Origin of the sequence: Nonomuraea turcica, assembly GCF_030718205.1 — a bacterium.
GTDB lineage: Bacteria > Actinomycetota > Actinomycetes > Streptosporangiales > Streptosporangiaceae > Nonomuraea.
In genome coordinates this window covers 139858-161766 of record NZ_JAUZQF010000022.1, presented here as the reverse complement: position 1 = coordinate 161766, position 21909 = coordinate 139858, and the positions used below count along the sequence as shown (strand labels likewise).

The following is a 21909-nucleotide window of genomic DNA, read 5'->3' as shown; positions in this document are numbered from 1 at the left end:
CTCCCACGCGGCACATCTCCATAGTCGTGTATCGGCGTAGCGCAGCTCCGGGCGACCGGATTCTGCAGTACATCATCGGCGATGGGCATGTGCGGACGGAAGCCCCCGCCGCGGCCCGGTCGGCTCTAAGGTCAACGCATCCTGTCAAAATCGCTCCACGTCGCGCAGCAAGATCAGGTTACAGCGCAGCTACTCGGCCGGTGCCGCGCGCTTGGCCTCTTGCTTGGCGGCACGCACGCGGACCAGGCTCTCGGCGTCGACGACGTCGGCGACCGATCGGTGTGACCCCTCCTCGCCGTAGGCTCCGGCTGCCTCACGCCAGCCTGATGGCTGGACCCCCAACTGCTTCCCCAGCAATGCCAAAAAAATCTGGGCCTTCTGTTTGCCGTATCCCGGAAGGGTCATGAGTCGTTTCAGCAACTCTTTGCCGTCCGTGGCATCCGCCCAGATCTTCTCCGGCTGTCCGTCGTAGTGTTCGACGAGGTAGGCCGCGAGCTGCTGGACCCTGGCCGCCATAGACTTCGGGTAGCGGTGCACGGCCGGCTTCTCGGCGAGCAGCGCGGCGAACGCCTCAGGATCATATGAGGCTATCTCCGCGGCTGTGAGGTCGTGCCCCAGCCGCTGCGAGATGGTGAACGGCCCCATGAACGCCCACTCCAGGGGGACCTGCTGGTCGAGGAGCATGCCGACGAGCAGGGCGAGCGGGCTGCGGCCGAGGAGCTCGTCTGCCTCGCTTTGCTGGGCGAGCTGGATGCGCATGGAGACAGCTTCGCATGAATGGGTAGCCGGTGACGTGAACACAGCCGTCGCGGAGGCTTGACACACGCCCGAGAAAAGGTGAAATGAGAGCGCAAGTCACCCTGCAGACATTCCTGGGGGTTTGCCCCTGGGTCTCCAGAGGAATCTCACATCTATGCTCGCTCTGGCCACACGGTTCCTGCGGGAGCCGGTCAGTCTCAGGCTGGCCGAAGAGTTCCTGACCGTACCCGTGGACACGATCGACCGCTGTGTCGCGGACGTGTGCGCGTGCACGCAGCATCTCGGCATCTCAGCGACGCCCGAGATCGTGGAACGCATCGCGCGCGAGCACCTGCTCGCCATCGTCAACTCGGCGCCTCCGCCGCGCGGCATGCGATAACCGCGCGGCGGCGGGCACGACGCGCCCAGGGCGCAGCGCCCCGGGCACGGCCCCTATTCGCGCGCCTCCGGCACAGTGTCCAGATGCGCCTCCGGCACAGTGCCCGTATCGCTGCACCAGCCTCCGGCAGAGTGCCCATGTCGCTGCCCCATTTGTGCCTCCGGCACGAGGTGACCCCGATAACATCGGGGTCACCAGGCCGAGATCTCCGCGCCGTTTGCGCCTGGAATACGAGAGAGTGAGGGTGTGCGCCGACACCGACGAGATCCCCGGGAGAGCACTCCTCCAGACGACGTGTTCAAGGAGATGGTGCAAGCGGCCCGCGAGCTGCTCGCCGTACGCACCCCCTTGGACGCCGAGCTGATGGTCTCCGACATGATCGGAGCCTGGTGGGGCAGGCGGGTCAGAGGCGGCGACGTGGAGCAGGTGCTCGGTGAGGGGCTCGTCGACTACGCCGCCAAGGCCGGCACGCCGGCCTCGCTGACGTTGCTCATCTGCCTGGCGTATCTGGGCACCGCCCGCCAGGGCGCCAAGGCCGAGGGCGCGGCGCTGGCGATGATGGAGTCCGGGGTGGCCAGGCCCGGCTGGGCCGACAAGGTCGGCGCCGTCAAGCCCGCGGGCTGTTACGTCTCCCGCGACGCCTACGGCGACCAGGACACGGTGATCTGCACCTTCGCCTACCGCTGGAACGAAACATCGCAGCTGAAGGACCGGCACGCGCTGGTCATGGTCGTCGACTACAACATGAGCGGCATGGCCCGCGACGCCTGGGTGTCCTCACAGGTCGACAAGCTCCTCGAGCAGGCCAGGGCCGAGGCGGCGGACAACCCGATGCTGCTGTTCGAGGAGATCCAGCCCGAGCAGGCCAGAGCGCTGCTCGAGTCGGCGATGAAGGCCACCAGGGAGCCCAAGACGCCGCCCCCGGTGAGCGACAGCTACAGCGCCTACCACGCCTTCGCCCGCGCCCGGCTCAAGGCGCTGCCACCGGGCCGCAAGCGCCCGGCCCCGCTGCACATCGAGGCCCCCTACAGCCGCGAGCGGCGGGCCATGCTGGCGGCGGAGTTCCTGGCCTCGGACGCGGCCGAGCACCTGTCGGACCCCTCGGCGGGCTCGCGGTGCGCCGACCACATCATCGACTACGGCTGCGAGCAGGACTTCAACCGGCCGCTCCGGGTCAGCCCGACCAAGTGCGAGACGTTCCTGCTGGACTGGCTGCCGCGCAAGGTGATGCTGACCGCGGCCGAGCAGGAGGCCATGCCGCACGTGCTGTCGGCGTGGGTGCGCTTCGCCGCGCAGCGCACGGGCCTGCCCGAGCAGGGGCTCAAGGCCACGCTGGACGCGGTGTGGGAGGCCACGGGCAAGTTCCCAGAGGCTTATCGGGATCCGACATCGTTCGGGCTCGACCGGGTGCTGCTGGAGCGCCTGCTGCCGGACGGCGACCTGTCGGCGCTGGCCAGGCGGGTCTTCGCGTTCCCCTATCTGCAGGGCACGCACGACGGCATCGAGCTCGACCGGCTCAACCCGGCCGACGAGGCCGACCGGCGCACGCTGCTCGAGATCGACCACGGCGGCACGATCGACCAGGAGCATCTGGCCTGGCACGAGGAGATCGCCACCCGGCTGTGGGAGGGCGACCCGCCGCAGCTGTGGGAGGCCGTGCAACGCCTGCTCGACCTCGGCCACGACCGGCACGACGTGCTCCATGTGCTGATCGAGATCGCCGAGCGGATCGGCGGCGACCCCGACGAGCTGGCCGCGGCCCTCGACGACATCGCCGACATCCCCGACGAAATCTAGAATCTCTCTTCTATGTCGATGTACGTCCGCCTCGCAGAGGGCCGCTACCTGGCGTCCGAGCACACGCAGGGTCCCTGGGACCCGGCCACCCAGCACATGGGCCCGGTCACCGCTCTCATCGTCCACGAGCTGGCCCGCGCCGCGCCACGCCCGGGATTGGGGCTGTCCAGGCTGGTGGTGGACGTGTTCGCGCCGGTGCCGGTGGCCGAGCTGGAGATCGCGACCGAGGTGGCGCGCGACGGCAAGCGCGTCCAGTACCTCACGGCGAGCGTGTCGTCCGGCGGCCGCGAGTACGCCAGGGCGAGCGCCTGGCGCATCCGCGAGCTCCGCGAGGCCGGCACGCCCGCGACGCCGGTCCCCGGCCCGCCCGCCCCCCTGCCACCGCACGCGGAGGAGCAGGCGCGCTCGTGGCTGGGCTCCGGTTTCGGGTACGGCAGGGCGCTCGACTGGCGTTTCGTCGTCGGCGGCCCCATGGAACTCGGCCCGGCCACGGTATGGGGCAGGCTGACGATCCCGCTGGTCGAGGGCGAGGAGATGACCCCGCTCGAGCGCCTGGCGGTGTTCGCCGACAGCGGCAACGGCGTCAGCTTCGCCCTCGACTTCGCCACCCACGTGTTCGTGAACGTGGACCTGACGATCTCCCTGTTCCGCTCCCCGGAGGGCGAATGGATCTGCATGGACGCCGAGACCGTCATCGGCCCGTCCGGCCGTGGGCTGACCCGCTCCACCCTGTACGACGAGACCGGCCAGGTGGGCACGGCGACTCAGACTCTGTTCGTCGCGCCGCGATGAGGCGCCAAGATGACGGAGAGTTGCCATGATGGTGCCATGGTGATCGACCTCAATGCGGACCTGGGCGAGGGCTTCGGCATCTGGCGCCTCGGCGACGACCTCGCGCTGCTCGACATCGTCACGAGCGCCAATGTGGCCTGCGGCTTCCACGCCGGCGATCCCGTCACGATCAGGCGCACCTGCGCCGCGGCCGTGGACCGGGGCGTGACGATCGGGGCCCAGGTGTCCTACCGCGACCTGGCGCACTTCGGCCGCAGGGAGATGGACGTCGAGCCCGAGGAGCTGTGCGCGGAGGTGCTCTACCAGCTCGCGGCCGTGGACGGCATCGCCAGGGCGATGGGCGGCCGGGTGTCGTACGTCAAGCCGCACGGCGCGCTCTACAACCGGGTCGTCCGCGACGAGGTCCAGGCGGCGGCGCTGATCGACGCGGTCGCCGACTACGACCCCTCCCTGCCGGTGCTCACGCTGCCGGGCTCGGTCGTGCACAAGGTGGCGGCGGCCGAGGGCGTGCCGACGGTGAACGAGGCGTTCGCCGACCGCGCCTACACCTCTGCCGGGACGCTCGTGCCGCGCAGGGAGCCGGGCGCCGTGCTCCACGACGCCGCGGCGGTGGCCCAGCGTGCCCTCCAGATGGCCGTGGAAGGCTCTGTGACGGCCGTGGACGGGAGTTCCGTACCGATTTCCGCCCGTTCCATCTGCGTCCACGGAGACACGCCTGACGCCGTCCGGCTGGCGCAGGGGGTGCGGGACGCGTTGCTGGGGGCCGGAGTGGTCCTGCAGGCCTTCGCGTGATCCGGATGGCCGGGGAGCACGGGCTGCTCGTGGAGACGGGCTCTCTCGAGCTGTCGCACCGGCTGGACGCGGCGCTGCGGGACGACCGGCCCGAGGGCGTCGTGGAGATCGTGCCGGGCCCGGACACCGTCCTCGTGGTGGCTCCGGGCGTGGACCAGGCGCGGCTGTGTGCGCGGCTGGAGGCGCTCGTGGCGCTGGAGCGCGGCAAGGAGCAGGCCGGAGCGGCCGAGGGGCCGGTCGTGACGATTCCCGTGGTCTATGACGGCGCGGATCTCGATGCCGTGGCGGCACTGGCCGGCATCTCTGTGACCGAGGTGATCGAGCGGCACGCCGGGCGGGAGCTGGTGGTGGGGTGGCTGGGGTTCGCGCCGGGGTTCGCCTACCTCACCGGGCTGGATCCGGTGCTGTGGACGCCCAGGCTGGACACGCCGCGCACGTCGGTGCCCGCCGGGTCGGTGGCGATCGCGGGGCCGTATTCGGCGGTCTATCCGAGTGCCTCGCCCGGCGGGTGGCGGCTGCTAGGGCGCACGTCCGTACGAGTGTGGGACGTGGAGGCGGACCCGCCGTCGCTGTTCCGTCCGGGCATGCGCGTGCGGTTCGAGCGGGCATGATCGAGATCCTCGCGCCGGGCCCGTACGCGACCGTTCAGGATCTGGGGCGGCCCGGGTACGCCCACCTGGGGGTGCCGCACTCGGGGGCGGCGGACGCGGCGAGCCTGCGGCTGGCGAACCGGCTCGTGGGCAACGCCGAAGGGATGGCGGGGATCGAGCTGACGCTGGGCATGGCGCGGCTGCGGTTCCGCGCGGGGGCGTGGGTGGCGCTGGCGGGGGCGCCGGTGCCGGCCGGTCCCCCCCGGGGCGCGGGCATGGGCGTGCCGTTCTGGGTTCCCGAGGGGGCGGAGCTGCGGCTGGGGATGCCCGAGCGGGGCCTGCGGACGTATCTGGCGGTGCGCGGCGGGATCGCCGTCGAGCCGGTGCTCGGCAGCCGGTCCACCGACTCGCTCTCAGGGCTGGGTCCCGAGCCGCTGCGGGCGGGCGCGCTGCTGCCGGTGGGCCGGCCGGAGGGCGTGATCGCGGTGGACCTGGCGCCGCTGCCGGAGCCGCGATCGGCCGTGCTGCGGGTGCTGCCGGGGCCGCGCGACGATTGGTTCACGCCCGAGGCGCTGGAGCACCTGTGCGCGCGGCCATACACAGTGAGCCAGGACAGCAACCGCGTCGGCGTGCGCCTGCACGGGCCGGAGCTGGCCCGGGCCAAGGAGGGCGAGCTGCCGAGCGAGGGCATGGTCGCCGGGGCGATCCAGGTGCCGCCGAGCGGGCAGCCCATCGTGTTCCTGGCCGACCACCCGCCGACCGGTGGCTATCCGGTGATCGGCGTCGTACGCGGCGCGGATCTGGCGCTCGCCGCCCAGCTCAGGCCGGGCGACGAGGTGTGGTTCACCACTCGATCCGGCCGGTGACGCAGGTGCTGACCGCGCCTGGCGACCTGGGTGAAAGCGCGCAACAAGTGGCAGAGTCTCCCGGACAGGTCTTTCGCCGTTAACATGCCGCCCCCAGACTGTACGGTGTGGCGGACTTTGACGTTGTGGTCCTGGGTTCCGGACCTGGTGGGCAGAAGGCCGCGATCGCGGCGGCGAAACTCGGCAAGCGCGTCGCGATAGTCGAGAAAAGGCACATGATCGGCGGCGTGTGCATCAACACGGGCACGATCCCCTCCAAAACCCTGCGTGAGGCGGTCCTCTACCTCACGGGGCTCAACCAGCGCGAGCTGTACGGCGCCAGCTACCGCGTCAAGGAGGAGATCACGGTCGCGGACCTGGGGATGCGCACGCAGCACGTCATCGGCAGGGAGATCCAGGTCATCCGCAGCCAGCTGGCCCGCAACCACGTGACCGTGCTGCACGGCACCGGCCGGTTCCTGGACCCGCACACGATCGGCATCATCCATGATGATGACGAGAGCGCGGAGAAGAAGGTCACCGCGGACAAGATCGTCATCGCCACCGGCACCTCGCCGGCCCGCCCGGACAGCGTCGAGTTCGACGGCAGCACGGTCATCGACTCCGACGCGATCCTCCACATGGAGCGGGTGCCCGAGACGCTCGTCGTGGTGGGCGCCGGGGTCATCGGCATCGAGTACGCCTCCATGTTCGCCGCGCTCGGCACCAAGGTGACGGTCGTGGAGCGGCGCGAGCGCATGCTGGAGTTCTGCGACCTGGAGATCGTCGAGGCGCTGAAGTACCACCTGCGGGACCTGGCCGTGACCTTCAGGTTCGGCGAGAACGTGGCCGCCGTCGAGCGCCGCCCGGGCGGCGCGCTGACCCTGCTGGAGAGCGGCAAGAAGATCCCGGCCGACTGCGTCATGTACTCGGCGGGGCGGCAGGGCAAGACCTCCGAGCTGTGCCTGGAGGCGGCGGGCCTGGCCGCCGACGCGCGGGGCCGGATCGCGGTGGACGACAACTACGCCACGCCCGTCCCCCACATTTACGCGGTCGGCGACGTGATCGGCTTTCCGGCGCTGGCGGCCACCTCCATGGAACAGGGCCGGCTGGCCGCCCAGCACGCGTGCGGCGAGCCGGTCGAGGAGCTGGCCGACCTGCCGCCGATCGGGATCTACACGATCCCGGAGATCAGCTTCGTCGGGAAGTCGGAGGACGAGCTGACCCGGGACAAGATCCCGTTCGAGGTGGGCATCTCGCGCTACCGGGAGCTGGCCAGGGGGCAGATCATCGGCGACTCCTACGGGATGCTCAAGCTGCTGGTGTCCTCCGAGGACCGGCGGCTGCTCGGCGTGCACGTGTTCGGCACGGGAGCGACGGAGCTGGTGCACATCGGGCAGACCGTGATGGGGTGCGGCGGGACCGTGGACTACCTGGTCAACGCGGTGTTCAACTATCCGACGCTGGCGGAGTCGTACAAGGTGGCGGCGCTGGACGCGATGAACAAGATGCGGGTGGTGGCCCGGCTCACGGCAGGCATGTAAGCCGAGCCCCTTTCCTCAGTGAGGGTCCACTTTCTGGCTGGCTTCGCGATCTGAGGTCCCGAAATAGGGATATATCCCTACGCGCTCCGGAGCTCCGATCACTACGCTCGCGATGGTTCATCGACGGGAGGCGTGCGTGCGGAGCAAGACGCTGACGGGGTGGCTGCCGGGATTCCTGGTGCTGGCGGCCATCTGGGGCAACAGTTTCTTCTTCATCAAGGTCGCGGTGGGGTCGCTCCATCCGCTGCAGGTGTCGTTCGGCAGGATGGCCATCGGGGCCGCCGTCCTGCTCGTCGCGCTCGCGATCTCCCGGCGGCCGCTCCCCCGTGATCCCCGCCTCTGGGGACACTTCCTCATCGCCTCCGTGGTGCTCACCACGCTCCCCTTCACGCTGTTCGCGTACGGCGAGCAGTACGTCTCCTCGGTCGTGGCCGCGATCTGGAACGCCACGACGCCGCTGTGCACGCTGGCCTTCACGCTCATGCTGCGTGCCGAGCGATCGACGCCCGGCCGGGTGACGGGGCTCGGGCTGGGATTCGCCGGGGTCATGGTGGTGCTCGGGGTGTGGCAGCCGATGGACGGCGGGCAACTGGGCGGCAGCCTGGCCTGCTTCGGCGCGGCGTTGTGCTACGGGGTCGGGGGCGCGTACATGGGGCGGTTCATCACCGGGCGCCGTCCCGAGCCCGCTGTGGCGCTGGCGACCGGGCAGCTCGTCGCGGGGACCTTCCAGCTCGCCGCCGTCACGATGCTGGCGGGGGTGCCGCTGGTGGACTTCGGGGCGCCTGCCCCGGTGTGGTGGAGTCTCGCGGCCCTCGGCGGGCTCGGGACGGGGCTGGCGTATCTGCTGCTGTACTGGGTGCAGGCGCGGGCGGGGGTGACGACGACGTCGACGGTCACGTACCTGCTGCCGGTGTTCGCGGCGGCGTCCGGCGTGGTGGTGCTGGGCGAGACGATCAGCTGGAACCAGCCCGTGGGCGCGGTCATCATCCTCGCCGCCATCGCGCTCACGCAGGGCACCCTGAGGCGGTCCCGCGAACGCGCCACCGCCCCGGCCGCCTGAGCCGGGCTCCGAGCACGTCGGCGGGCCCCGCACTCAGGGCGGGCGGGGACGCCGATCTCGCGAGAGTGGGTCAGTCGGCGGTGGGGCGGCGACCGCGGGGGGCGGGTTTCTTGCGGCCCGCCACCAGCGTGTCACCGGGCGCCGGAGCAGGTGCCGGGTCGTCGCCCCGCTTGGGTTCGACCGCTTGGCCGCGGGGGCGGGGGTGCGGGGCCGTGTCGTCGGTCGGTGACGCCTCCGAGGGAGGTTCCTCCTCCGGAGCCTTGGCCGGGGCCGACGGGTCCGGGGCGCGGAGCGAGGCGATGACCCGGTCCGCCTCGTTGTCGGCGGCGAACTCCTCCGCCGCCTCCGATTCCCTCCGCCGGATCACCACCATGTGATCCACCGACACCCGCCCGGCTCCGACGACGGCGAGCAGGAGGGACGCGGCTCCCAGGAGGATCAGCTCGTTCGTGGTGATCGGGTTGAGCGGCGTCGCGACCAGGAACACCGCCAGGGCCTCGGCGAACAGGATGAGCCCGGTGATGGACACCGCCAAGCCGGCGATCAGCAGCGCGCCACCGATGAGTTCGGAGAGCATTGTGACCGTGGCCCAGGCTTGAGGCGCGGGCGCGCCCTGCTCGAGAAATTTCGCCCCGGTGTTGATGAGACCGTTTTCCAGCTTGGTCCAACCGTTGGCGAAGAAAATGCCGCCCACTCCGACGCGGGCGACTAAAGCGGCAAGATCACGAAGGGCCTGTTTCACGGTAGTTGTCTGCCCTAACGGGGACATGGCACACCTCAATCACGGCTGAGCAGCATGGCCACCGCGACGGCGGTCAGGCTCAGCAGGACGACGCTCACGACCACGGTCGTGTGCAGGGCGTTGACGAAGGCCCAGCGGGCGGCGTCGAGCAGCGCGCCGCCCGCGCTGCCGCCGACCTCGTCCGCGACGTGCGCGGCGGCGGCGAGTGACTGTCTGGCCTTGTCCATGCCGCCCTCGGACACTCCGGGCACGGCGGGCAGTCCGGGGGCGTAGACGATCGCGGTGATCGTGCCGAGCACGGCCACGCCCATGCCCGCGCCGAGCTCGTACGCGGTCTCCTCGATGGCCGCGGCGCCGCCCGCCTGGGACTCCGTGGCCGAGGTCATGATCGTGTCGGAGGCGGCCAGCAGCGCCACCTGCACGCCGAACCCGATGCCGACGAAGCAGATCGCCAGCATGACGGGGTGACCCTCGACGCCCCAGCCCAGCGTGGGTGTCATGGCCAGCGCGACGAGTCCGAGGCCGCCGCTCATCGTGGCCCGCATGCCGACCTTGGGCAGGATGTGGGCCGCGGCGAGCCCGCCGACGATGGCCGACAACACCAGCGGCAACATCCTGACGGCGGCACGCAGCGGGCTGTCGCCGAGCACGAGCTGCAGGTATTGGGCGAGCATGAGCTGCAGACCCACCAGTGCGAACACGCCGAGCAGCACGCCGGCCACACCGGTCGTGAACTCCCGCCGCCGGAACAGCCCGACTTCCAGCAGCGGCACCTGTAGCCGGGTCTGTCGCCGGACGAACACGACCAGCAGGGCCAGCCCGGCCAGGAATACCAGCACGGCCGCCCACAGCGGCATCAGACTGCCCGAACCCGCCTCTTTCAGCCCGAACGCCAGCGCCAGGATCCCGAGCACCGACAGCACCGCGCTGACGGCGTCCCAGGGCCGTCCCTTGCGCACGGGCGACTCGGGCAGCAGGCGTACGGCGGCGGGCAGCAGCACCAGCAGGATCGGCACGTTGATGAGGAACACCGCGCCCCACCAGACGCCGACCAGCACGCCGCCGATGAGCGGCCCCACGGCCGCCCCGGCGGCCGCGACCGCGCTCCAGACGCCCAGGGCGATGGCCCGCTCGCGCCGGTCGGTGAACACCTGGCGGATGAGCGAGAGCGTGGCCGGCATGATCATGGCGCCGCCGACACCGAGCAGCGCCCTGGCCAGGATGAGCGTCAGCGGCGTGGGGGCGAACGCGGCCGCCGCCGAGGCCACGCCGAACAGCACGAAGCCACACAGGACCAGCCGTTTGCGCCCATATCTGTCACCGAGCGTGCCGAACATGATCAGCAGGGGCGCGACCACCAGCGAGTAGATGTCGATGATCCACAGCAGCTGCACCGCCGACGGCTCCAGTGCGGCCGTGAGCGCGGGCACCGCGATGTGCAGGACCGTGGCGTCGACCGTGATCAGCAGCAGGCTCAGGCAGAGCAGGACAAGAATGGACCAGCGGTGGTCACCGCGCCCGCGATCGGCAGTCCGTACGGGGGGTGCGGCCTGTGTGACGGTCATGGGCCTCCTTGCAGGCCGATCCGTAACAGGGCCCGCACGTGCTATTCGGTCGGCCGCTTGCGTGCCGCGCCTCGACACTCGCTCCTTCTCGAGCTCTGGCGCCCGGCTCGCGCGCTCCGGCTTGCGTGGCAGCTTAGGCCATGCGACGCGCTTGTCATAGCGGTATCGCCCGATCCACGGTGGCCCGTACCTCTCTAGAGAGATACAGCCATATGTCGGTATCTATCCAACATTCGCCCGTCAGCCGATCATGGGTCGCGTGGGGACCGATGGAAGTACCAGAAATGACGACATTCCAGATAGGTCCTCACGCGAATGGTGTGACGAGGCCCTGACCAGGCTTGACGCCGGCCGGCCCGAGTCCGCGCTGGACGCCGCGCGCCGGGCCGCGGACCTGGATCCGGGCGCGGAGTGGGCGTACCGGCTGATCAGCCTCGCCCACGAGCGGCTGGGCCGCGACGCCGACGCGGTGCCCCCTGCGGAGCGGGCGGTGGAGCTGGCCCGCGGCTCCTGGCCGGCCCGCCTGCGCCTGGCCGCGATCCTGCGCAGGACACCGGGCCGCTGGCGGGAGGCGGTCGAGCACGCGGAGCTGGCCAGGAAGTTCGCGCCGGAGGAGCCCGACCCCGAGGTCATGCTGGGCGACCTGGCGCTGCTGCGCGGCGATCACGCCGAGGCCGGGCGCTCCTACCTGGCGGCCCTCGCCGCCGACCCCGGGCATCGGCAGGCCCGGGTCAATCTGGCGCTGTCGCTGCTGCGCTGGGACCGGCCCCGCCCGCACCACGATCCGGCCTGGCCGGTGGATCCGCGCGACACCGGCAGGGCCCGGCGGGCGCTGGAGGTATGGTCGCGGCAGTCGCGCCTGCTGGTCGCCGTCGCCACGGTGGCCGTCGCGGTGTCGGCGCTGCTGTTCGACCTGGGCGCGCAGGCGCAGCTGGCCGGGTTCGCGGTGCTCGTCCTGCTGGTGCCGCTCACGGTCGGGCAGGCGCGGCGGGTCAGGCTGTGGTCGTACGTGCCCGCGATGTTCGGCAGGGACCCGTGGCTGGGTGCGGGCGTCGTGTCGGCCGCGGTGTCGGTGCTCGCGTTCGCCGCATGGTTGCTGCTGGGGGCGATGCCCGCAGTGCCGTCCTCGTTCGATCCGGTGTGGGCGGGGCTGGCGGGCATCGTCGTACTGGGCTGGCCGGCACTGGCCGCCGTGCGCGCGCTGACCGAGGCGTGGCGTGGCCGCCCGCTGGCCGCGCTGGAGCAGTCGCTCCTGGCCGGCGCCGACCGCACCGCCAGGAGGAACACCGGCGTCACGCTCTGGATCCTGCTCTGCAGAACCTGGTCGATCCTCGTGCCGGTGGTGTGCGGGGCGCTCGCGGTGGAGCCGCGGGCCGCCGTGGCGGCGCTGGCGGTGCCGTACCCGATGGTGCGCGGCTACCTGCGTGCCCGCTACCGCGACGACGCCTGGCTGGCCGCCGCGACGGGGTTCGTCGTGCTGGGGGCCGCGGCCTGCGCGGCGGGCGGGGCGCTGGCCTCGGCGTGGGCGTGGCGGATCGGTCTGGGCGCGCTCGGCGCGGCGATGGCCGTGTTCGCGGCGCGGGCGCTGCGGGCGTGGTGGCGGGGCGGTCCGGGGCCGTGGCGGGCCTCCCTGATCATGTCCGACCCGCCGATGGGCGCCGCTCCGTCCATCGTGCTGACCCCCGAGGTGCGCCAGACCTTCTCCTACGCCCGCAGCATCGTCCTGTCGTACGGCGACCAGCTGGGTCCCCGGGTCGTCGGCGCGGCCGCGTCCGTCACGTCCACCGGCGAGCTGCGGCTGATCGCGGAGACCGAGGCGTGGGAGGCGATCGAGGCCGACCCGCGGGTGGCGGTGTTCGCGGCCGACCCGCTGCAGCGGCGGTTCTGGGTGGAGGTACGGGGCATCGCCCTGCCGGACTCCGACATCCTGCGCGTCACCCCCAAAGAGGTGCTGGTCGGCGAATTCCCTGGGCGGCACCAGCGGCGCTGACTAGAATTTCGTTCTATGAGAACCCTGCGCACGTCAGAGGAACGCTTCGCGGATCTCCCTGATTTCCCCTACGAGCCCCGGTACGCCGACGTGGCCGATGGCCTGCGCATGGCGTACGTGGAGGCGGGGCCGGGTGACGGCGAGCCCGTCGTGCTGCTGCACGGCGAGCCGTCGTGGTCGTTCCTCTACCGGCACGTCATGCCCGAGCTGGCCGCGGCCGGACTGCGCGCGATCGCGGTCGATCTCGTCGGGTTCGGCCGCTCCGACAAGCCGGCCGAGATCGCCGACCACACCTACGCCAGGCACGTCGAGTGGACCCGCACCCTGCTGCTGGACTCGCTCGGGTTGAGCGGGATCACCGTGGTCGGCCAGGACTGGGGCGGGCTGATCGGGTTGCGGATCGTGGCGGAGAACCCCGGGAGCGTCGCCAGGATCGTGGCGGCCAACACGGGGTTGCCCACGGGTGACATTCCCATGCCCGAGGTGTGGCATCGGTTCAAGGACGCGGTGCTGAAGGCTCCGGTGCTTGATATCGCCAGGTTGGTCCAGGCGGGCTGCACGAGCGAGTTGCCTGCGGAGGTGCGGGCGGCCTATGACGCTCCGTTCCCCGACGAGTCGTACAAGGCGGGTCCGCGCGCCATGCCGGGGCTCGTCCCGATCTCCCCCGACGATCCCGCCGCCCCCGCCAACCGCGCTGCCTGGGAGGTCCTCACGACACTCAATCGGCCGTTCCTAGTGGCCTTCTCCGACGGAGATCCGATCACCGGGGGCATGGCGCCTGTTCTGCTCAAATCGATCTCAGGCACGTCCGGCCTGGCACATCCCGTGATCAAAGGTGCGGGACACTTCCTTCAGGAGGACGCGGGCGCGGAACTCGGGCGTCAGATCGCCGTTTTCGTGACCGCCACCTAGCGTGTCAGGAGCGCCCAAGAGTCGGTCCGGTGCGGTATAACCGGGGGCGGACCGGGGAGGCGTGATGCGTGAGTCCGGCAGGGCCCAGGCCGCGGGGCGGGCCGCAGCGCGGGATCTGTTCGAGCAGGTGCGAGAGCGCTATTTCCAGATTCCCCCTGCCATGCGCCGGGTGCTCTACGTGGTCGTGCTCGTCGCCACCATGGGGGTGGGCGCCGCGCTCGGCTGGAACCTGGGCGCGACCTTCGTCACCACGCTGGTGCTCCTCGCCTTCATCGCGCTGACCATGCGTTTCCCCCGCGCCGCCGCCACCTCGCTGGTGGTCGTGGGCTGGGACGTGGTGGCTTTGTATCTGTTCCAAGCGCTCTATCCGCCCGGCTCCATGGCCGTGCATCTGATGGTCGGGCTGGCCCTCCTCGTGGCCGCCGCCGCGCATCTCATCCGATGGGTGACGCCGTGGGTGACCACCCTGGTGGCGCTCATTCCCGCGGGCATGCTCGCCGCCGCGCTGTCGCCCGTGTCGCCCACCGTCTCCGTGTGGACGGGCTACGCCACGGCGCTGGCCGTGCTCGTCTACCGATTCGTGCTCGCCCGCCAGGCGAAGGCGGCCAACGCCGCGGTGGAGGAGCAGGTCCGGGTCAGGGTGCGCGAGGGCAGGCCGGAGTCGGCGCACGACAGGGGCGGCGCGCCGCCGCAGATCTCCGTGGAGGAGGCGCTCGGGGAGCTGGAGAGCATGATCGGCCTGGCCCCGGTCAAGGAGCAGGTGCGCTCCATCGCCGCCTCCATCGAGGCCTCCAGGCTGCGCGCCGAGGCCGGCTACACCGCCGAGCGGCCCACCAGGCACTTCGTGTTCGCCGGTCCGCCGGGCACCGGCAAGACCAGCGTGGCCCGCGCGCTCGCCAAGATCTTCTACGCGTTCGGTCTGCTGGAGACCCCCTACGTGGTCGAGGCGCAGCGGGCCGACCTGGTGGGCGAGTTCCTGGGCGCGACCGCGATCAAGACCAACGAGCTGGTCGACCGGGCGCTCGGCGGGGTGTTGTTCATCGACGAGGCCTACGGGCTGGTCAACTCCTCCGACGGCCAGCCCGACCGGTTCGGCGCCGAGGCCGTGCAGACCCTGCTCAAACGGGCCGAGGACGACCGCGACCGGGTGATCATCATCCTGGCCGGCTACGAGCAGGAGATGAGCGGGTTCCTGTCCAGCAACCCGGGCCTGGCCAGCAGATTCGCCACCCGGGTGCGCTTCCCCGGCTACTCCCCCGCCGAGCTGGTCGAGGTCACCGAGCTGCTCCAGCGGCGCAGGGGCGACACGATGGACGCCGAGACCCGGCGCGTGCTGCTCAGCAGATACGAGGACGTGCACCGGCGCGGCCTGGTCGACGAGCTCGGCAATGCCAGGTTCGCGCGCAGCCTGGTCGAGGCCGCCGCGCAGGCCCGCGACGTGCGCGTGGTGGGCGCCGGCGGCACGCCGAGCACACAGGATCTGGTCACGACCACGACGGCCGACGTGACGAAGGCGTTCGAGGAGCTGACCGCGCGCTTCCGCGGCTATGTCGCCACACCCACGCTCGAGGAGGCGCTGGCCGATCTCGACAGGATGGCGGGCCTGGCGCCCGTCAAGCGGCAGGTGCACGCGATCGCCGCCCAGCTGCAGGTGGCGCGGATGCGCCAGGAGCGCGGCCTGCCGACGCCGCAGCAGATGCGGCATTTCGTGTTCGCCGGCCCGCCCGGCACCGGCAAGACCACCGTCGCCAGGGTGCTGGGCCGGATCTTCGCCGCGCTCGGCCTGCTGGCCCGGCCCGACGTGGTCGAGGCGCACCGGGCCGACCTGGTCGGCCAGCACCTCGGCGCGACCGCGATCAAGACCAACGAGCTGGTCGACCGGGCGCTCGGCGGGGTGTTGTTCATCGACGAGGCCTACAGCCTGGTCAACCCCGGCTACCAAGGCGGCGACGCGTTCGGCTCCGAGGCCGTGCAGACCCTCCTCAAGCGGGCCGAGGACGACCGCGACCGGCTCGTCGTCGTCCTGGCCGGCTATGAGCGGGAGATGGACGCGTTCCTGGCCACCAATCCCGGTCTGGCCAGCCGGTTCAACCAGCGGGTGGCCTTCCCCAGCTACTCGCCGCAGGAGCTGACCGAGATCGCGGTGCTGCTCGCCGAGAAGTCGGGCGACACGTTCGACGAGGACGCCCTGCGCAACCTCGACGAGGTGTTCGCCTGGGTGTGCGAGGAGCGGCTGATCGACGGGCTCGGCAACGGCCGCTTCGCCAGGTCCCTGTTCGAGCGCGCGGCCATGCGCCGCGACGTGCGACTCGCCGCGCACGCCGCGCGCGGCGGGTCCGCCAGCTCCGCCGACCTGACCACGATCACGAGCGAGGACGTCGCCACGGCCGTGGACGAGCTTTCCGGACGCTGACTTACCCCGGCTGCGTGCGCAGCACCGCTCACATGGTGTAGCTATATGACTACATGCCGTGCGCGTCAGAGGGGGAGGCGATGGCCGGGTTTCTGGTCCGCAGGCTGCTCTCGTCCGTCGTGCTCGTCGCGGTGGCCGCAAGTCTCGCCTACCTCCTGGCGGCCACGGCCCTGGACCCGCGCTCCAACTACGCCGACCGCACGCCCAAGCCGCCGCCCGCCGTGGTCGACGCCCAGCTCACCGCGCTCAATCTCAACGACAAGACACCCCTGCTGCAGCGTTACGCCACCTGGGGCACCGGGGTGCTCCGCGGCGACTTCGGCAAAACGGTCGTGGGCTCGCCGGTCAATGAGGATCTCAAGCGGCGCATGGGCGTCACGTTCCGGCTGGTCATGCTGGGGCTGCTGTTCGGCAGCGCGCTCGGGGTGATCGTCGGGGCGCTGGCGGCGGTCCGGCAATACGGGTGGTTCGATCGGCTCTCGACCGGCCTGTCGTTCGTCGTCCTCGCGGTGCCGGTGGTCGTCCTGGCCAACATGATGATCTTGGTGGCCACCTGGGCCAACGAGCACGTCTTCGGCCGCCAGGTGTTCCTCGTCAGCGGCGAATACAGCGACGGGCTTGCCGCCGGATTCTGGGGTCAGGTGGTGGACCGGCTGCAGCACCTGATTCTGCCGACGATCTCGCTGTCGGTCGGTCTCATCGCGGTCTTCAGCCGCTATCAGCGCAACATGATGCTCGACGTGCTCGGCGCCGACTTCCTGCGCACGGCCATGGCCAAGGGGCTGAGCAGGCGCAGGGCGCTCGTCACGCACGCGCTGCGAACCGCGCTGATCCCGGTGGTGACCTATTTCGCGTTCATGTTCGGCGCGCTGCTGACGGGGGCGACGTTCACGGAGAAGATCTTCGGCTGGCACGGGCTGGGCGAGCAGCTGATCAACTCGATCTTCACCAACGACGTCAACACCGTCGCGGCCATCTCCCTCCTGGCCGCGATCGCCGTGTTGTGCGCCTCGCTGGCCGCCGACCTGCTGCGCGCGGCCCTCGATCCGAGGGTGCGGGCCTGATGACGCTGCACGAGGAGGAGGTGGCCGAGGAGCTGTCCGACGGCGTCATGGTCACCTATCCGTCGCGGGTGCGGGTGGTCGCCGGGCGGTTCTTCCGCTCCCGTCAGGGGGTGGCCGGGTTCGTGGTGCTGGCGGTGATGTTCGTGCTGGCGTTCGCCGGCCCGCTGTTCAGCCGGTGGAGCTACACGGACAAGGATTTCACGGCGTTCCTGCAGCCGCCGTCGTCCTCCCACTGGTTCGGAACGCTCCAGACCGGCGCCGACGTCTACGCGCTGACCCTGCGCGGAATGCAGAAGTCACTGGTCGTGGGCCTGCTGGCGGCTCTGGTGTCCACAGCGCTCGCGGCCGTGGTCGGGGCGTTCGCCGGCTACTTCCTGGGCTGGACCGACCGGGTGCTGAGCTGGATGACCGACCTGCTGCTCGTGCTGCCGGGATTCCTCATCCTGGCGATCATGTCGCCGCTGTTCGAGTCGGGGCAGTGGCCGCTGTTCGTGCTCATGCTCGCGCTGTTCCTGTGGATGGTCACCTCGAAGATCGTCAGGGGGATGACCATCTCGCTGAAGGAGCGGGAGTTCATCCAGGCCGCCCGCTACATGGGGGTGCCGCCGGCGCGGATCGTGTTCCGGCACGTGATCCCCAATCTGGCGTCCCTGCTGATCGTGGACGCCACGCTCAACGTCAGCGCGGCGATACTCACCGAGACCTCGCTGTCGTACTTCGGGTTCGGCATCCAGCCGCCGGACGTGTCGTTCGGCACGCTTATCGCCGACGGCTCCAAGACGGCCACGTACGCGCCGTGGACGTTCTGGTTCGTGGCCGGGCTGCTGGTGGTCACGGTGCTCGCGGTCAACCTCATGGGCGACGCCTTGCGCGACGCCTTCGACCCGGGGGCCAAACGATGAGCCCGGTCCTCGAGGTGACCGACCTCAACGTGGCGTTCGGCGACGTGCCGGCGGTGCGCGGGATCAGCTTTTCCGTACGCCCCGGCGAGGTCCTCGGCATCGTGGGCGAGTCCGGCTCGGGCAAGTCCGTCACCTCGGCCGCCGTCATGGGGCTGCTGCCGCCCGGCGCACGCGTCACCGGATCGGTGCGGCTGCACGGCAAGGAGCTGATCGGGGCCCCGGAACGGGAGCTGACCGCCTTGCGCGGCAAGACCATGTCGATGGTGTTCCAGGACCCGCTGTCGGCGCTCACCCCGGTCTACCGGGTCGGCGACCAGATCGCCGAGGCCGTGCGCGTGCACCAGCGGGTCAGCAAGGAGACCGCTCTGGTCAAGGCCATCGAGCTGCTGGAGCTCGTCGGCATCCCGTATCCGGCCGAGCGGGCGCTGGCCTTCCCGCACGAGTTCTCCGGAGGCATGCGGCAGCGCGTGGTGATCGCGATGGCCATCGCCAACGACCCCGACGTGATCATCTGCGACGAGCCGACCACGGCGCTCGACGTCACCATCCAGGCGCAGGTGCTGGAGGTGCTCAAGAAGGCGCAGCGGAAGACCGGCGCCGCCATCATCATGATCACGCACGATCTCGGCGTGGTGGCCGGGTTCGCCGACCGGGTGCTGGTCATGTACGCCGGGCGCCCGGTCGAGGTGGGCGACGTGGACGACATCTACTACGGGCCGCGCATGCCGTACACCGTGGGCCTGCTGGGCTCCGTGCCGCGGGTGGACCGGGGCGGGCGGCGGCCGCTCGTGCCGATCGAGGGCAACCCGCCCTCGCCGGCGGCGCTGCCGCCGGGCTGCCCGTTCGCGCCGCGCTGCCCGATGAAGGTGGACGCGTGCGACGAGGGAGAGCCGCCGCTGTTCGAGGTGGGGGCAGGGCACGGGGCGGCGTGCATCCGGTGGGACGAAGTGCATCCGCCGGGGCTCGCGGAGCCGGCGGGGCCGCGGGAGGCCCGGGCGGCGCGCGGCGAGCGCACGGTGCTGGAGGTCCGCGGCTTGGTCAAGGACTATCCACTGGTGCGCGGGGCGGTGTTCAAGCGCCGGGTGGGCACCGTGCACGCCGTGGCCGGGATCGGGTTCGACGTACGGGAGGGCGAGACGCTCGGGCTGGTCGGCGAGTCGGGCAGCGGCAAGACGACCACGCTGACGCAGATACTCGAGCTGGCCAAGCCGCAGGAGGGCCGCATCGTCGTGCTCGGGCACGACACGGCCCGGCTCGGCCGAGGGGAGCGCACCGCGATCAGGCGTGACATGCAGGTCGTCTTCCAGGACCCGATGGCCTCGCTCGACCCGCGCATGACCGTGCACGACATCCTGGCCGAGCCGTTGCGTACCCACGGGCGGCGCGCCCCCGGGCGCCGGGTCGCCGAGCTGCTGTCCCTGGTCGGGCTGGACCTCTCGCACGCCGCCCGCTACCCGCAGGACTTCTCGGGCGGGCAGCGGCAGCGCATCGGCATCGCCAGGGCGCTCGCGCTGGAGCCCCAGCTGCTGGTGCTGGACGAGCCTGTCTCGGCACTCGACGTGTCAATCCAGGCCGGGGTGATCAATCTGCTCGACGCCCTGAGGGCCAGGCTCGGGCTGTCTTATCTGTTCGTGGCGCACGACCTGGCCGTGGTGCGTTACATCGCCGACCGGGTCGCGGTGATGCACCTCGGCAAGATCGCCGAGATCGGCCAGGTGGACGCCGTCTACGAGGCCCCGGCGCATCCGTACACGCAGGCTCTGCTGTCGGCGATCCCACTGCCCGATCCGGTACGCGAGCGGTCGCGGCGGCGCATCCTGCTCCACGGCGACCTGCCCAGCCCGGCCCACCCTCCGTCGGGCTGCCGTTTCCGCACCAGGTGCCCCAAGTTCCGTGCCGAGCTGACCGACGAAGAGCGCAAGCGCTGCGTGGACGTCGAGCCCGAGGTGCGGCCGCTGGGCGAGGACCAGGGCGCGGCCTGCCACTACGCCGAGCGGCGTGAAGTCGTATAGACCAGGAGGAATCGCTCGATGAAAGCAGCACGTCTTGTCACGGCCGCCGCCGTTGTCGTGGCACTGGGAGGGTGCGGCGGCGGGGCGGGAAACGGCCCTAGGACCGGGGATGGAGCCGGCGACGACCATACGGTCAAGGCCTTCGACATCAACGCGCAGCCGCGCGACAAGGTCAAGGACGGGGGGACGCTGCGGTGGGGGATCAACGAGTTCCCCGCGCAGTGGAACAGGAACCACGTGGACGGCAACCTGGCCGTGGCGGCCTCGGTGAGCAACGCGCTGCTGCCGTCACCGTTCGTGTCGGACGAGAAGGCGGAGATCTCCGTCAACCGGGACTACATGCTGGACGCGAAGGTCACCGATCAGCGGCCCGAGCAGGTGGTGACGTACACACTGAACCCGAAGGCACGCTGGTCCGACGGGCGGCCGATCACGTGGGCCGACTACCAGGCTCAGTGGCAGGCATTGAACGGGCGGGACTCGGCCTACCGCATCGTCTCGGCCACCGGCTACCAGGACATCAAGAAGGTGGCGCGGGGGAAGGACGACTTCGAGGTGATCGTCACGTTCGCCCGGCCGTTCAGCGACTGGCAGGCGCTCTTCGGTCCGCTGCTGCCCGCCGCCGCGAACCGCACGCCGGAGGCGTTCAACACCGCCTGGCTGAACAAGATCCCCGTGACGGCCGGGCCGTTCAAGTTCGGGGGGTTCGACCAGACAGCCAAGACGATCACGCTGGTCCGGGACGATGCCTGGTGGGGTGAGCGGGCCAAGCTCGACAAGATCATTTATCGGGCGTCCGAGCAGGACTCGCTGATCGGGGCGTTCAGCAACGGCGAGCTCGACATCATCGACATAGGCCCGTCCGCCCCCGACTACGCGCGGGCCAAGGCCACGGCAGGTGCACAGGTACGCCAGGCGGCGGGGCCTGACTTCCGGCACTTCACCTTCAACGGGTCGAGCGAGCTGCTGCGGGACCGGAACGTGCGGCAGGCGATCCAGCTGGGCATCAACCGCCAGGCCATCGCGCAGTCCGACCTGCAGGGGCTGAACTGGCCGATAGCGCTGCTGAACAACCACTTCTTCATGAACACCCAGGAGGGCTACCAGGACAACGCGGGAGCGCTGGGGGTGTACAACCCCCAGCGGGCGCGGCAACTGCTGGACGCGGCCGGGTGGAAGCTGAACGGGGCGGTCAGGCAGAAGAACGGCAAGACGCTGGATCTGCGGTTCGTGGTGCCGTCGGGGGTGCAGATCAGCAAGGCGGAAGGGGAACTGGCCCAGAGCATGCTCGCGCAGATCGGGGTGAAGCTGACGATCAAGGCGGTGCCGAGTGACGACTTCTTCACCAGTTACGTGATCCCCGGGAACTTCGACATCACGCCGTTCGCCTACATCGGGACGCCGTTCCCGGTGTCCAGTAGTTACGGGATCTACGCGAACTCGCCCGACGGGAAGACGTGGAACGCGAACTTCGGGCGTACCGGGTCGGCGGCCATCGACCAGGCCATGAGCCGGGCCGCGCAGAGCCTGGACCCGGTGCGGGCGCGCGCGGCCACCAACGCCGCTGATGAGCTGATCTGGCAGGAGGTGAACGTGCTGCCGCTCTACCAGCGGCCGCAGCTGGTCGCGACCAAGGCGACGCTGGCCAACGCGGGGGCGCGCGGCTTCTACGACCTCCGCTACGAGAACATCGGCTTCATGCGCTGACCCTGCGGGCACCGGGGGCCGGACAGCCCCTCGCGGCGGGATTG

The 21909-nt window shown here is 70.8% G+C and carries 18 protein-coding genes; 15 read left to right on the top strand and 3 right to left on the bottom strand.

The features are described from left to right. Positions 1–189 precede the first annotated feature (189 nt). Positions 190–759, bottom strand: coding sequence for an HhH-GPD-type base excision DNA repair protein (locus tag Q9G87_RS43955; protein WP_305922568.1), 570 nt, complete (start codon positions 757–759; stop codon positions 190–192). A 154-nt stretch (positions 760–913) separates the two neighbouring features. On the opposite strand from Q9G87_RS43955, the gene Q9G87_RS43950 reads away from it, so the two are divergent. The 8 genes from Q9G87_RS43950 to Q9G87_RS43915 all read left to right on the top strand — a co-directional run bounded on the left by Q9G87_RS43950 (position 914) and on the right by Q9G87_RS43915 (position 8558). Then, positions 914–1138 (top strand): hypothetical protein, encoded by a 225-nt coding sequence (locus Q9G87_RS43950; RefSeq protein WP_305922567.1) that lies wholly within the window; start codon positions 914–916, stop codon positions 1136–1138. Positions 1139–1444: 306 nt separating this feature from the next. Continuing rightward, on the top strand, positions 1445–2935 hold the full coding sequence (locus Q9G87_RS43945; protein WP_305922566.1) for a hypothetical protein: 1491 nt from the start codon (positions 1445–1447) through the stop codon (positions 2933–2935). 12 nt (positions 2936–2947) lie between these two features. Next, the gene (locus tag Q9G87_RS43940; RefSeq protein WP_305922565.1) at positions 2948–3727 is read left to right on the top strand and encodes a thioesterase family protein; all 780 of its coding nucleotides are present in this window, start codon (positions 2948–2950) and stop codon (positions 3725–3727) included. Between the two features lie 36 nt (positions 3728–3763). After that, on the top strand, positions 3764–4519 hold the full coding sequence (locus tag Q9G87_RS43935; RefSeq protein ID WP_305922564.1) for a LamB/YcsF family protein: 756 nt from the start codon (positions 3764–3766) through the stop codon (positions 4517–4519). 5 nt (positions 4520–4524) lie between these two features. Then, positions 4525–5130 (top strand): 5-oxoprolinase subunit B family protein, encoded by a 606-nt coding sequence (locus Q9G87_RS43930; protein ID WP_305922563.1) that lies wholly within the window; start codon positions 4525–4527, stop codon positions 5128–5130. Beyond that, complete coding sequence (locus tag Q9G87_RS43925) at positions 5127–5975, top strand: 5-oxoprolinase subunit C family protein (RefSeq protein ID WP_305922562.1); 849 nt, start codon at positions 5127–5129, stop codon at positions 5973–5975. Before Q9G87_RS43930 ends, Q9G87_RS43925 begins: the two co-directional genes overlap by 4 nt. A gap of 107 nt (positions 5976–6082) precedes the next feature. Continuing rightward, a complete protein-coding gene (gene sthA, locus Q9G87_RS43920) occupies positions 6083–7498 on the top strand; it encodes a Si-specific NAD(P)(+) transhydrogenase (RefSeq protein WP_305922561.1) in 1416 nt (471 codons plus the stop codon). Between the two features lie 136 nt (positions 7499–7634). Further along, the gene (locus Q9G87_RS43915; RefSeq protein ID WP_305922560.1) at positions 7635–8558 is read left to right on the top strand and encodes a DMT family transporter; all 924 of its coding nucleotides are present in this window, start codon (positions 7635–7637) and stop codon (positions 8556–8558) included. Between the two features lie 70 nt (positions 8559–8628). Here Q9G87_RS43915 and Q9G87_RS43910 read toward each other — a convergent pair whose 3' ends face one another. Together Q9G87_RS43910 and Q9G87_RS43905 are read right to left on the bottom strand one after the other, a co-directional pair. Next, positions 8629–9300, bottom strand: a complete 672-nt coding sequence (locus Q9G87_RS43910) for a DoxX family protein (protein ID WP_305922559.1) — start codon at positions 9298–9300, stop codon at positions 8629–8631. A 35-nt stretch (positions 9301–9335) separates the two neighbouring features. Next, positions 9336–10865: an MFS transporter gene (locus tag Q9G87_RS43905; protein ID WP_305922558.1), complete on the bottom strand. Its 1530-nt coding sequence runs from the start codon at positions 10863–10865 to the stop codon at positions 9336–9338. Positions 10866–11115: 250 nt separating this feature from the next. On the opposite strand from Q9G87_RS43905, the gene Q9G87_RS43900 reads away from it, so the two are divergent. From Q9G87_RS43900 to Q9G87_RS43870, 7 genes are all read left to right on the top strand, one after another. Beyond that, positions 11116–12855 (top strand): tetratricopeptide repeat protein, encoded by a 1740-nt coding sequence (locus tag Q9G87_RS43900; protein WP_371825918.1) that lies wholly within the window; start codon positions 11116–11118, stop codon positions 12853–12855. A 15-nt stretch (positions 12856–12870) separates the two neighbouring features. Beyond that, positions 12871–13767 carry a haloalkane dehalogenase gene (locus Q9G87_RS43895; protein WP_305922556.1) on the top strand — a complete coding sequence of 299 codons (897 nt, stop codon included), beginning with the start codon at positions 12871–12873 and terminating at the stop codon, positions 13765–13767. Between the two features lie 64 nt (positions 13768–13831). Continuing rightward, the gene (locus Q9G87_RS43890; RefSeq protein WP_305922555.1) at positions 13832–16180 is read left to right on the top strand and encodes an AAA family ATPase; all 2349 of its coding nucleotides are present in this window, start codon (positions 13832–13834) and stop codon (positions 16178–16180) included. A gap of 80 nt (positions 16181–16260) precedes the next feature. After that, positions 16261–17244: an ABC transporter permease gene (locus Q9G87_RS43885; RefSeq protein WP_305922554.1), complete on the top strand. Its 984-nt coding sequence runs from the start codon at positions 16261–16263 to the stop codon at positions 17242–17244. After that, on the top strand, positions 17244–18146 hold the full coding sequence (locus Q9G87_RS43880; RefSeq protein WP_305922553.1) for an ABC transporter permease: 903 nt from the start codon (positions 17244–17246) through the stop codon (positions 18144–18146). The genes Q9G87_RS43885 and Q9G87_RS43880 overlap by 1 nt, the downstream gene beginning before the upstream one ends. Beyond that, positions 18143–20158 carry a dipeptide ABC transporter ATP-binding protein gene (locus Q9G87_RS43875; protein WP_305922552.1) on the top strand — a complete coding sequence of 672 codons (2016 nt, stop codon included), beginning with the start codon at positions 18143–18145 and terminating at the stop codon, positions 20156–20158. Before Q9G87_RS43880 ends, Q9G87_RS43875 begins: the two co-directional genes overlap by 4 nt. A gap of 18 nt (positions 20159–20176) precedes the next feature. Next, a complete protein-coding gene (locus Q9G87_RS43870) occupies positions 20177–21865 on the top strand; it encodes an ABC transporter family substrate-binding protein (protein WP_305922551.1) in 1689 nt (562 codons plus the stop codon). The last annotated feature ends 44 nt before the right edge of the window (positions 21866–21909 follow it).

Excerpts from the sequence above, each read along its gene's own strand:
- Q9G87_RS43880 (WP_305922553.1), top strand. The coding sequence starts at position 17,244 with ATGACGCTGCACGAGGAGGAGGTGGCCGAGGAGCTGTCCGACGGCGTC.
- Q9G87_RS43950 (WP_305922567.1), top strand. The coding sequence starts at position 914 with ATGCTCGCTCTGGCCACACGGTTCCTGCGGGAGCCGGTCAGTCTCAGG.
- Q9G87_RS43940 (WP_305922565.1), top strand. The coding sequence starts at position 2,948 with ATGTCGATGTACGTCCGCCTCGCAGAGGGCCGCTACCTGGCGTCCGAG.
- Q9G87_RS43955 (WP_305922568.1), bottom strand. The coding sequence starts at position 759 with ATGCGCATCCAGCTCGCCCAGCAAAGCGAGGCAGACGAGCTCCTCGGC.
- Q9G87_RS43935 (WP_305922564.1), top strand. The coding sequence starts at position 3,764 with ATGGTGATCGACCTCAATGCGGACCTGGGCGAGGGCTTCGGCATCTGG.
- Q9G87_RS43895 (WP_305922556.1), top strand. The coding sequence starts at position 12,871 with ATGAGAACCCTGCGCACGTCAGAGGAACGCTTCGCGGATCTCCCTGAT.
- Q9G87_RS43875 (WP_305922552.1), top strand. The coding sequence starts at position 18,143 with ATGAGCCCGGTCCTCGAGGTGACCGACCTCAACGTGGCGTTCGGCGAC.
- Q9G87_RS43900 (WP_371825918.1), top strand. The coding sequence starts at position 11,116 with ATGGGTCGCGTGGGGACCGATGGAAGTACCAGAAATGACGACATTCCA.
- Q9G87_RS43885 (WP_305922554.1), top strand. The coding sequence starts at position 16,261 with ATGGCCGGGTTTCTGGTCCGCAGGCTGCTCTCGTCCGTCGTGCTCGTC.
- Q9G87_RS43925 (WP_305922562.1), top strand. The coding sequence starts at position 5,127 with ATGATCGAGATCCTCGCGCCGGGCCCGTACGCGACCGTTCAGGATCTG.
- Q9G87_RS43890 (WP_305922555.1), top strand. The coding sequence starts at position 13,832 with ATGCGTGAGTCCGGCAGGGCCCAGGCCGCGGGGCGGGCCGCAGCGCGG.
- Q9G87_RS43945 (WP_305922566.1), top strand. The coding sequence starts at position 1,445 with ATGGTGCAAGCGGCCCGCGAGCTGCTCGCCGTACGCACCCCCTTGGAC.
- Q9G87_RS43870 (WP_305922551.1), top strand. The coding sequence starts at position 20,177 with ATGAAAGCAGCACGTCTTGTCACGGCCGCCGCCGTTGTCGTGGCACTG.
- Q9G87_RS43930 (WP_305922563.1), top strand. The coding sequence starts at position 4,525 with ATGGCCGGGGAGCACGGGCTGCTCGTGGAGACGGGCTCTCTCGAGCTG.
- Q9G87_RS43905 (WP_305922558.1), bottom strand. The coding sequence starts at position 10,865 with ATGACCGTCACACAGGCCGCACCCCCCGTACGGACTGCCGATCGCGGG.